The sequence below is a fragment of the Flavicella sp. IMCC45537 genome, assembly GCF_057197705.1.
This window is the reverse complement of the sequence record NZ_CM170067.1, coordinates 2397502-2409500: the sequence shown is the minus strand read 5'-3', so window position 1 is coordinate 2409500 and position 11999 is coordinate 2397502. Positions and strand designations below refer to the sequence as shown.

Here is an 11999-nt window from a genome sequence, read left to right as displayed (position 1 = left end):
TTTAGTTGTTAGGTTTCAAAACAATTGATTGAATTGAGTGTGCTAATGCATTAGCACTGGCTGTTTTCCCCTCTAATTCGATGGTGAAACTTTGATTTTCGTCACCTTGGTTCATCACGATAATAACAATACTATTATCAATGTTTTTAAATGCTGTTGAGAGTATTTGATTACCACTCGAGACGCTTGAAATTCGTTTAGCGTCAGGTCTAATAAATTTTGAAAAATGACCTATGTAGTAATAAGAATTTGTGAAAGTCAATTCTCCTGTCTCTGTATTTCCATGTACAGGTGAAAAACATAAATTTCCCACATGATTTGGCCCTCCATTTTGATCCAAAAGAATATTCCAGTCTGTCCAACCTACAGTTCCATTGTTGAAATCATTGATCATAGATTTTCCATATCGTTCCGCTAATTTCGGATCTTCGTTTATTATTCTATTGATGTCATAACTTTCATTACAGCCTTCTGTAAAGAGTAGCTTTTTGTCTGGGTATGCTTCTTGTACGTTTTTCACTTGGTCAAACATAGGTTTTCCATCCTTCCAGTCTTCATACCAGTGGAAACCAGATCCCCATGCGTATTTTGATGCTTCAGGATCGTCAAAAATCGTGTTGGCTCTCTGAAATAATAAATCTCTATTATGATCCCAAACAACTATTTTTTTATCTCCTAATCCTTTGTTTTTTAAAGTAGGACCTAAGTTGTTTTTTAAAAAATCTCTTTCTTCTTCGGCAGTGTAAATACAAGATTCCCATATTTGCTTCGCCATAGGTTCGTTTTGAATGGTCAATCCCCAGATAGGAATTCCTTCTTTTTCATATGCTTTGATAAACTTGGCATAATAATTTGCCCATGGTTGGTAAAACTCTTTTTTTAGTTTGCCGCCAAGTAACATATTGTTGTTTGTTTTCATAAATGCCGGTGGACTCCATGGACTTACATAGAAGGTAAGTGAACCTCCAGCTTTTTTTATGGCTTTTTTTATAAAAGGTATTCTTTGCTCTTTATCTTGAGCAATAGAAAAGGTTTTTAGTTTCGTGTCACCTTCTTTTATATAGGTGAAACTTTTTGAACCGAAATCACAACTATGAATGGAAGTTCTCCCAAGACTATATCCTATTCCTTTGTCTTTGTCGAAATAGCTTTCTAAAACTTTTTCTTGAGCTTTTTTAGGCAGTTTAAAAAAAGTCTCAGCAGACGCATCAGTTAAAGCTCCTCCAATTCCAAGTAAAGTCTGAAATTGTCTTTTAGGATTTACTACAATCACCACTTCAGTTTCAGTCGCTTGTTGAAAATCAGAGAATACAATATTGTCCGTTTCAGTAAGTTTTAAATTGCTTTTGTGTGCTGTGGTGTATATGTTAGATGTGTAGTCGATTGAAGTTTTGTTAGGTTTTACAAAAAATAAAAACAAAAGTAAAATAGGAGCACAAATCGCCCATAGAACGTATTTTTTATGTGAAAAATATGTCATAACTGTTAGGTTGTATTGTATTAAGAGTTGATCAAGTGAAAAGAGGGAAACCAATGATTTCCACACTTTTCCGCTTAACCAAACTTAATTTTAAGTTTATGCTATTTTTGGCTATTGATATACTCTTACGTAATCAATTTCCATGGTGCTTTCGGTAAAAGAAGAAGGAATGTTTCCTCCTAGGTCTCCACCCATCGCAATATTTAAGATTAAAAATTGTTTAGCCGTGTAGGGCCAGTTATTTGTGTTTTTGTCAGCAGGGTTGTATGTAAAGTGTTCAACTCCGTCTACAGTGAATTCAATTTTCTCTGGTGTCCATAAGATTCCATATACATGAAATTCTGAAGTAGCATCTTGAATGTATTGTTCTTCACCAAAATATCCACCTCCATGACCAGCATTATTGTGTATGGCACTAGAAGTCCATCCAGGTCTATTACCAACATGTTCCATAATATCAATTTCTCCACATTCTGGCCACCCAACTGTGGTAATGTTATCTCCGAGCATCCATATTGCAGGCCAAGTACCACCTCCATCTGGAAGCTTTGCACGTACTTCTACTTTTCCATAAACAAAACTAAACTTGTCTTGAGTAAGCATTCTAGTAGAAGTGAATTCTGCACCACGATAACTTTCTCTTTTAGCTGTTATTTTTAATAATCCGTCTTCAACAATAACATTATCAGGGTCGTTGAATTTGTAGTATTGTTTTTCGTTATTACCCCAACCATTGTCACCAACATTATAGGTCCAGTTATTAGAGCAAGGGCTTCCATCTTCATTAAACTCATCTGCCCAAATTAAGACATCGTAGTTGCCAGTAGGAGTGAGGCCTGTTGTTGCCGGGCAAGTAGAGTCTTCAGAAGGAGGTACGATAACCTCTTCTCCATTTCCATCGTCAGAACTAGAACAGTTTAGAAGTAAAAATGAGAAAGAAAGAATTAAAAATGGTCTAAACATATTTTAAGAATTTTAGTGAACTCCACGTTTAAAAACGTGGAGTTTATTAAATATGATAGTATACTCTTAGTGGAAGTAAATATTATCAATAAATACAGTTCCTCCTGAAGATTCTAATACAATCTGAGTTACCCCTGATAGATTTGTAGTATAGTCTGCTAATGGGATATCAACTGATTGCCAAGATCCTGTTACAATTGTTCCTACGCTTTCAATATCTTCTTTGGTAGCCCCATCTGGTTCAGCTGTGTTTACTAATTTAATAGATAAGCTTGAAGCATTTGGTGTATGATAATCAATATGAACATACGTTTTACCACTAACATCCGTTGGGTTATCGTAACTAGTTACAATTCCAGTATAGTTAAATAGGCCATATTCTAACGTGGCATTTCCTGAAATAGAAATAGTTTCTAATGTAGTAGTTTGGCCCCATCCTGGGTTCCACTCGCTTACTGCAATATTTGTATATGCATCACTAAAGATAGAAATAGTGTTGGTGTCTGTAGGAGTTGGAGCTGGTGTAGACGGAGTTGCAACTATTGGGCATCCATCGTTTTCTGCAGGTCCTGCTTCATCTTTACATTTGTCGATAGAATCAATAACACCATCTTGATCAGAGTCAGGTACAGCAATTCCCCATTCTGCTCCCTCAATATTGTCAAACCAGTATGTACCAGCAACTGGAGTTCCGAAATCTACGAATAAAGCCATTGTAGCATATTGATCTAAGATTACGTCAAGGGCACCATTTGGGTGACTTCCTACTGCGCTGTTCGAGTGGAAATCAAAAGTTAATGTTTGCCATCCTGTATCTGCTGTAGATGTAGTTAATACTTCGATAGCAAAAATATCATCTTGTTCTGTTTTAGGATTTTCTAATTTCAATAAAATGTCTCTTGCTAATCCTTCACTTTGATAATATTCAACAGTAATAATTCCCTTAGTTCTTACGTCAATATAATTCGTAGGGTTGATCGAGAAAGCATCCCAGTTACCTGCACCGTTATAAACAGCGACACCTACATTTGAAGCGGAACCATCCATTCCAGTTTGAGATTCAACTGTAATTACTGCTCCTCCACCTGCATCGTCTCTTAAGTTTAAACTTGCGGCATCTTCAAAATCTGCTAAAACAGTTGCAGCTTCAAATTGCACCGAGTGAGATTTAGTTTTCGAAACGTCTGCGGCATTTGCAGCTGATGCCGTAACAGTAATATCATACGTTGCAGATTCTTCTGCATATGTATAAGTTGCTTTCGGGCCACTTGAGGCAATTACATCTTCGTTTCCTGTTGCGTTAGGATCATTGAAGTCAATTGAATAGGAAGTTCCCCCTGTAGAAGAAGGAGTAACTCCAACGCTATTTCCGTTGTCGTTTTCCTCCGTTATTACAAAATCTAAGTTTGTTATGGTAGTAGAATCTCCATTACCTTCGTCGTCACTCTTACAAGCTATAGTCAAGCTTAATCCTAGTAGGATGTACATCCCGTTTTTTAGTAAATTCATAATGTCTGTTTTTAATTTAGTTTGTTTTTGGTTATCTCTATTGTCTTAATTGTGATATTAGTATCCAGGGTTTTGTCCCCATCTTTCAACTGCCCCTGCCAATTCAAGTTCAATAAGCGGAATTGGAAACAGTTCATTTTTATTTGGGGTGAATCCATCAATAGTTCCATCTGCATTTCCCGTTCTAACTAAGTCAAAGAACCTGTGTCCTTCTCCCATTAGCTCAAGCCTTCTTTCTTGTAGGATGTTTGCAAGAGTGGCATCAATTCTATTCGTAGTATTTCCAAAAGCTCTGTCTCTTACAAGATCTAAATAGCCTTTAGCTTTTGTTACATCTGGAGCCGTTTTTTGCACATTAGCTTCAGCAGCCATCAGAAGAACATCTGCATATCTGATCGCTCTATAGTTATTAGGGTTTGTTAAGTTGTTGTCTCCCAGTCCTAAATCTCCTTTTCTCGGAAGGTATTTTCTATTGTATAATTTAGTTGCCCCTCTACTTGGTTGGTAGCTTGTAGCAATTGCTTCTGCATCAAAAATGGTGGCATCCTTTCTTAAGTCGCCCGTAGTAAAAATACTTGCAGCCTCAGCTGTGGGAGTATTGAATCCGTAACCAGAGTCAAAAGTAGGACCAACATATTCTCTTACTCCGCTAAACCCGACAGCTACATTTCCTTCACTACATTGTAAACAGTCAAACCCAGCACCTTCAACATCGGTATATTGAACTTCAAAAATTGACCCATCTGCATTTTCACCTGGATGTTCAAAAATGTCTCCGAAATTCGATGCTAAGGTGTAGTTCCCGTCTGATATTACTTGATCGAGTACTGTTGCAGCATCAGTATATTTAGTAGCATCAAAAGTTGCATGATATAGATAAACTTTCCCTAATAAAGATTGGGCGGCACCTTTAGTTACTTTATATTCTAAATCTTGAGTAGTGTTAAGCAAACCAATCGCTTCAATTAAATCAGCTTCTATTAGTGCATAAGTGTCTCCTATATTTGCTGTTCTAGAGATTGTGAATTGTTCACCAAACTGCATTCTTTTGTTTTGAATCCTTCCGTTCTCGACTAGTAATGGAAGTGGTCCAAACCATTTTGCCAATTCAAAGGTAAAATATGCTCTTAAGAACAATGCTTGACCGATCATGTCATTTTTCGTGTCAAAATCAATATTGTCTCTAAATTCAAGCATATAATTTGCTCTATTTAGTCCAGCATACATCCATCGCCAAATATCTCTTAATTGTTCGTTCACATCATTGTGAACCATGTTGTCAATATCTTGCATTGAGGGACCATCAATATTGTCAGGGTCACCACCAGCCAATGTATTATCCGAAGCAATTTCTCCGACCATAACATTCCAAAAGGAGGATTGAAGTAAATCATATACGCCAATTAAAACATCTTGGTAATCTTGTTCTGTTTTAAAGAAATCATCAGAATTTGGATTTCTAGAAGGCACGTCAATAAAATCATCGCTACACGCAGTAAGCGTTACCATTGCGATAATGAAAGCTGTAATATATATCTTGTAATTTTTCATAATCTACGTGTTAAAATTTTAAGTTTAGACCTAACATATATGTTCTAGCTACTGGATAAAACCCTTTGTCTATTCCTGCTCCGATAGGGGCTCCTGAAGAAGCTCCAGCATCATACCCTTTGTAATTTGTAAAGGTGTATAGGTTATTTACGGATACATATAACCTCAATCTGTCTAATCCAATTTTTGAAACTGCATTTTCTTGGAATGTATATCCTGCTTGTACGTTTTGAATTCTTAAATATGAAGCATCTTCTACATATAGATCTGAAAAGTAGCTGCTTTGAGGGGTTCCCCCTGTACTGAGTCTAGGCACACTTGAGTTGCTGTTGGTTGGTGTCCATCGATCTAAATTGTACGTTCCTTTGTTGGCTTCTAAAATTTGACGTTCATAATCACGAACCATTTCTGCACCTAATGAAGCAAAAGCAGAAGCACTGAAATCAATGTTTTTATAATTGAAACCTAAATTCAGTCCCATGGTAACATCTGCTATTGGGTCTCCGATATAAGTTCGGTCATCGGCAGTTATTTCCCCGTCATTGTTAACGTCTACCAATTTTAAATCTCCAGGAGCTGTAGCTGTTGCTGATACAGGGCTATTGTCAATTTCTTCTTGTGAAGTAAAAACACCGTCTGATTTGTAGCCATAAAAGTATCCAATTGGGTATCCTGCTTCCATTCTACCAGCATCGTCAACCCCAATACCTACACCAAATCCTCCACCAGCTTCAAAACCATTTTCTCCTGAAACGAATAAGACTTCATTGTGCAAAGTTGTAAAGTTGTAACTCGCATTGATTTTAAAATCTTCTGAAAATTTACTGTTGTATGCAATTTGAAATTCAAATCCTTTGTTTTGAACGGTACCCGCATTAATCGTTGGAGGAGCAGATCCTGGTGCTGATGAACCTAAAATTCCAGATACCTGAGATGTAATAAGTAAATCTTCAGTTCTTTTATCGAAGGCATCCATAGTCATGCTAATTCTATCTCCAAACAATCGAGTGTCTATACCGATGTTAAATGTCTTTTGCTTTTCCCATTGAATTTCAGGATTTGAAAGGGCTCCTTCTGCTAAACCTTGAAGTAATTCAGAAGCATCTGTTTCATCATTTCTTACATAAGTTGCCTCTCCTGATAAAGTTGATAAGTATCGGTAATCTCCAATTTTGTCAGATCCGATGATACCATAACTAACTCTTAATTTTAATAGGTTAACAAAGCTATTGTCTACTAAGAAGTCTTCCTCAGAGATATTCCAACCTAATGATCCAGAAGGGAAATATCCAAATCTGTTTTCTGGTCCAAACCTAGTAGATCCATCTCTACGAAGTACACCTGATAATAGGTATTTTCCTTTGTAATTGTATTGTAATCTTGTAAAATATGAAAGTAGTCTGGTGTCAAAAGTATTAGAACCTCGTGCAAGCTGTTCGTCCGTGAATCGATTGATTTGCGTCTCAGCATTAGCAACGGTTGCATATTCTATTGTGTTTACTTGTTGACCGTCAACTAGTAAGTTTGTTCCAGACATTCCTGTAAATGTTCCGTATGTTTTAAATGCAGACATTCCTAAAAGAACTGTCAAAGAATGATCTTCATTGAAGGTGTTTGAATAAGTTATGAAGTTATCCCAAGTATAGTCATCATAATAGTCTTTATTTTCATAGACTTCGTTTGTGGTGATGTTAAAGCTTTTGGAAGGTCCATAATAAACTTCAGGTTTAAATACGTGCCCATCTACCACTGAGTGATTCATTTGGAATTTAGAACTCACTTTAAAATGATCATTTAAAAAGGAATAATCTAGACCTAAAGTTGCACTAATTTTATTCACTTGAGTCTTGTCGTAGGTGTTCGCAAGTTGTGCAACAGGATTTATTATTTCTCCACCTAAATTATAAGCTTTTTGAAATCCATCTTCTTCTGAAGCATTATAAACAGGCATTACAGGGTTCATATTGATGGCGTTAAATAATACAGAACCAGCAGCACCTTCACTCAAATTATTTTTATTTGAATGAGTGTAAATTGCAGTAGTTGATAGTTTTAAATTTTTCAATATATCATATTGGAAATTCAATCTGGCAGTTGCTCTGTTGTAGTTTGATTTGTCTCCCCCTACAATACCGTCTTGGTTTAAGTAAGAAGCACCAAAGGAATATGCTGCCTTTTCTGTACCACCGTTCGCATCAAAGTTTACATTTGCAATTGGTGCGTTTGTAAAAACTTGTTTTTGCCAATCTGTTCCATCCTCAGGATAAACGATATATTTTGGGTCCCCTCCTCCATTGGTTGACATTTCATTCACTAGAATAGCATAGTCTCTAGGTTTTAGTACGTCAATTGAGTTGCTGGCTTCTTGAAATCCAATGTAGGAATCAATATTAAATTTTAATTCTGTGTTTTTTCTTCCGCTTTTGGTTGTGATCAAGATAACACCATTTGCTGCTTGTACACCATATATACCGGCAGTCGCATCTTTAAGTACGTTCACACTAGCAATATCATTTGGATTGATTACAGAAAGATCTGTGATTCTGTTTCCATCAACCAAAATTAAGGGATTGTTATCTCCGTTAGTTGAGACTCCACGAATCCTAATATTCGAAGCAGCACCTGGAGATCCGGATGAAGTTGTTACGTTCACCCCTGAAACTTGTCCTTGTAGGGCTTGTTCCACACGTACTGGATTCAATTTTTCAATAGCTTTGGAATCAATTACGGAAACAGCTCCAGTAATTTCTTTCTTTTTTTGAGATCCATAACCAATAACTACTATTTCGTCTAATAGTTGATTGTCAGGAGAAAGAGTAGCGTTAATCGTTGCTTGTGAATCAATAAGAATAGTGGATGATGCAAAGCCGATATAGCTTATTATAATAGAATCTCCTTTTTCCACAGTCAGTTGATAGTTACCATCAAAGTCCGTTGTGGTTCCTGCATTTTTACCCTGAACTAGAATGTTAGCTCCGGCGATAGGAAAATTGTCCTCTGAGGAAATTACGGTTCCTGAGATTTGCATTTGCTGAGCAGTGACAGTTGCGGCTGCGCAGAAAAACAAAAAATAGAGTAGTTTAATTTTCATTGGTTTTTGGTTTTAGTTAAATCAATTTCCAAATAATTGGAATTTTATTTAGTTTCTTTCGTTCGTTGAAACCGAAGTTTCGTTAGTTGGTTGTTTTTTGTAGATAAAAGTCTCGAGCCTTTTTCTGATTTTAAAACTTATTTATAACCTTAATAAGAACTATATATGAGGTGATAAATAACGAGAATAGTTTTTGCTAAATCTCTATCTCTAAATTACGAACGTAAAGATGTAAACAATAAAAAAACACCTATACACAGACACTACAAATAATATTTTTTTTAATGTAAAATTTACAATAAATAATATAACAGTCTGAAAAACAGCTATTTATAAAAAAAATAAACCAATGTTAATAAAACATTGGTTTAGAGTTTGTTGTTACTTATAATTACCTATGTTAAGGTAATGTATGAGAAAAAAGAAGACTATATTTCTAAGATATGGTGAATTAAATTGTCTTTTTTTGCTAATCCCATCTTTTTTCTAAGACGGTAACGTTTTATTTCAACACTTTTGTGGGAAATATTTAGTAAAGGAGCTATTTCTTTTGAGGATAAGTTTAATCTCAAATAGGCACAAAGACGTAAATCATTTGGCGTTAATTCAGGGTATTTATCTTTTACCTTGGTAAGAAAGTCTTTATCAGCATTGTTAAATGCTTCTTGGAATAGTTTCCAGTCACTAGTATTATTTAAATTTTTATCAATTATTTTAATAACAGGTTTTATCAAATCGTTGTTTTCAAGCTCTGTTAACTCTTTTTTAATACTATTGAGGAATTCATTCTTTTTTATAATGCTCATGGTAGATGCAGCCAATTCACGATTTTTACCTTCAATATCCCCACGTAATTTGTCGTTACGCAGTTTCATGATTTCTTTTTCGTTTTCTAGTTGAGAGCGTTCAAATTCTCTTTGAGTTTTGTCTAGCAGTTCTTGTTTTTGCCTTTTGTAATACTGTTTATAAATATTATGAATGATAATAATGAAAATAACGGATAATACTAGATACAACAGAATAAATCGGTTGCTTAAATACCATGGTCGTTCAATGGTGAAATCAAAAACTATTTCATTTGAAGTAATAATGTTACCAACCATTGCCTTCGCTCTGAAAGTGTATTTTCCAAAAGGTAAATTTTTAAAAGAAGCCTTGCCTTCATTTGTCCATTCGCTCCAGTGTTTGTGTCTCCCCTCTAATATAAATTGATATTTGATTTCCGAAAACTTTTCATAGGAAGGAGCGCTAAATGAAAAATCAAGGTTGTTGTATTGGTAAGAATAGTTGTTGTTGTTTATCAACGGAACTATTTCAGTAAGATCATTTAATTGTCTCTTTTCTACTTTTGTTAATTCAATTTTGTATTTTTTTTTGTTAAGTTTCTTAGTGTCAATGATAAGAAATCCAAAGGAAGTTCCTAAAAGAAATTTTTCTTCTGAAAGAGGAGTTATATTTTCAAAGCCTATATAGTTTTTTCTTAGTTTTGTTGGTAGGTAAATCTTTGTTACCTCTGGGGTTGAATTGATTTTTCCTGGCGAAAAATACAATATGTTTTCTTCGGTGAAGGCCCATAGTTTTGAATTATTAGTGTTTACAAGTTTCCCAGAGATATAAGATTCGTTTCTTGTTAATGGGATATGGAATATTGAGTCGATTTTAAAAGTATCCGAGTTTCTGTTGTATTTTAAAAGTCCCTTGTCGAAATGGTACAACAGGGAGCCTTGATAGTTTACGATACTTGATTTTTCACCTTTTAATTGCGTGTTGATTTCTACATTTGTAAAACTTGTTTTTAGATCATTTAGATCCAATTTGTAAATTCCTTTTTGTTCGTGTGTAACTATCAGTTTTGATGGGGTTATAAACTCGAAATATCTACTAGAAATATCAAAATTTTTTATTTTATGTGAGAAACTCCAGATGCCATTATTCTTTTTTAAGATGCAGAACCCTTTGTAATTTCCTTGTATTATTATGTTTTTCGATTCTGGAATCATTTCTAGTTTCCAAGTTCCAGGAATGGAGGATATCAGTTTGGCTTCATTTTCCTTAATTGTAAAAGTCCCAGAATTATGACCACAAAAAAGCGTGTTGTCTATAAGTTGGAGATTCCAAACTTGACCTTCTGTACCAGAGATTAATTGAAAATGATCTTTTGAATGGTTTTTTCTGTAAAACAAACCTTGGTTTGTTCCAAGGTATAGAAAATCTTTGTGTTTTAAGGAGGTGTATGTAGTTCCGAGTTTACCGTTTTTGTCATAAAAAACTTGAAATGGTGCATTGTAATTTAGGCAGCTAATACCGTTATCAAGTCCAGCCCAAATGTTTTGGTTGCTGTCTTCAAAGATATTTAAAACAGTATTGTTGTTCAGTCCTTTTTCTTGGTCTATTTTTGCTACAATGTTACCAAATTGATCAAGCTCATATACCCCATGAGATATAGTTCCAATTATGATTTTTTTATCTGTGGTCTCCAAGCAGCTATAGACGCTAGTATTAGATAGTACCGAGTCTGATTTAGTTTTCCATTTAGTAATTTTATTGTTTTTTAAAATGAAGAACCCTTTTTCTTGTGTTAGTATTAAGAGGTTCTTGTTGTGACTAAAAATACCCACAATGATGTTTTGTTGTACAATTTTTTCATTTGAAATTAATTGACTTTCTCCCTTTTCAATTTTGTATAATCCATCGTTAAATTTTTGAAAATATATAGTATTATCTATGTTGAATATTTTGGATAAGAGTGTTTTAGAATTGATGATTTTAAATTCTTTATTTATTGAATTGTAGATATATATTCTATTTAAAGATTGGAATAGGATCCATTCTCCCATTTCAAGAATATTCCAAAACTCTTCATCTTCAATAAGGTTAAGATTGTGTTCTTTGGAGAGAGAGTGGTATCGTAAAATACCGGAGTTGTTCTTTTTCCAATAACCAAAATCCATATAACAGCCGGTATAGATTTTTTCATCGATTACTTTTACCGATCTAATAATAGAGTGATTAGGAGAGTTGTATAAATTCCATGATGCACCATTGAACTCTAGCAAGCCTTTGTTGTTGGCAACATAAATAAAGTTGTTTTCTGTTTGAGAAATTGACCAGTTTTGGTTTTCTGCATTGTAAGTTTCAGGTGTATAGTTAAGAATTGGAGGTATTTCTTGCGATATACTGTTTGTAAAGGTGAAAATAAATAGTACAAAGAGTGTTTTTTTGATGTGGTACAACATAAATTGATAGCTAAGTTTAGTAAAAATGGCATGTGTGGTTGATTTAAATTTACAAAAAAAATATAATACAATTGTTGATTTGCTTTATATGTAGAGTTTGTGTTAAGTTATTAATGAAGGAAGGGTGTTGGATTATCTGATTTTATCTTTTTAATTCTTTAGTGTTTCA

At 34.5% G+C, this 11999-nt stretch carries 6 protein-coding genes; all 6 read right to left on the bottom strand.

The features are described 5' to 3' along the window. Position 1 precedes the first annotated feature (1 nt). Complete coding sequence (locus AC2DGP_RS09910) at positions 2-1480, bottom strand: glycoside hydrolase family 30 protein (RefSeq protein WP_484489900.1); 1479 nt, start codon at positions 1478-1480, stop codon at positions 2-4. Positions 1481-1591: 111 nt separating this feature from the next. Next, positions 1592-2443 (bottom strand): glycoside hydrolase family 16 protein, encoded by an 852-nt coding sequence (locus AC2DGP_RS09905; protein ID WP_484489899.1) that lies wholly within the window; start codon positions 2441-2443, stop codon positions 1592-1594. A gap of 66 nt (positions 2444-2509) precedes the next feature. After that, complete coding sequence (locus tag AC2DGP_RS09900; RefSeq protein ID WP_484489898.1) at positions 2510-3952, bottom strand: PKD domain-containing protein; 1443 nt, start codon at positions 3950-3952, stop codon at positions 2510-2512. Between the two features lie 57 nt (positions 3953-4009). Beyond that, positions 4010-5503 carry a RagB/SusD family nutrient uptake outer membrane protein gene (locus AC2DGP_RS09895; protein WP_484489897.1) on the bottom strand — a complete coding sequence of 498 codons (1494 nt, stop codon included), beginning with the start codon at positions 5501-5503 and terminating at the stop codon, positions 4010-4012. Between the two features lie 10 nt (positions 5504-5513). After that, positions 5514-8594, bottom strand: coding sequence for a SusC/RagA family TonB-linked outer membrane protein (locus AC2DGP_RS09890; protein ID WP_484489896.1), 3081 nt, complete (start codon positions 8592-8594; stop codon positions 5514-5516). Between the two features lie 428 nt (positions 8595-9022). After that, positions 9023-11830 (bottom strand): triple tyrosine motif-containing protein, encoded by a 2808-nt coding sequence (locus AC2DGP_RS09885; protein ID WP_484489895.1) that lies wholly within the window; start codon positions 11828-11830, stop codon positions 9023-9025. Between the last annotated feature and the right edge of the window lie 169 nt (positions 11831-11999).

What these genes read in the sequence shown, in the direction of transcription:
- AC2DGP_RS09910 (WP_484489900.1), bottom strand. Translation starts at nt 1,480, where the DNA reads ATGACATATTTTTCACATAAAAAATACGTTCTATGGGCGATTTGTGCT.
- AC2DGP_RS09905 (WP_484489899.1), bottom strand. Translation starts at nt 2,443, where the DNA reads ATGTTTAGACCATTTTTAATTCTTTCTTTCTCATTTTTACTTCTAAAC.
- AC2DGP_RS09900 (WP_484489898.1), bottom strand. Translation starts at nt 3,952, where the DNA reads ATGAATTTACTAAAAAACGGGATGTACATCCTACTAGGATTAAGCTTG.
- AC2DGP_RS09895 (WP_484489897.1), bottom strand. Translation starts at nt 5,503, where the DNA reads ATGAAAAATTACAAGATATATATTACAGCTTTCATTATCGCAATGGTA.
- AC2DGP_RS09890 (WP_484489896.1), bottom strand. Translation starts at nt 8,594, where the DNA reads ATGAAAATTAAACTACTCTATTTTTTGTTTTTCTGCGCAGCCGCAACT.
- AC2DGP_RS09885 (WP_484489895.1), bottom strand. Translation starts at nt 11,830, where the DNA reads ATGTTGTACCACATCAAAAAAACACTCTTTGTACTATTTATTTTCACC.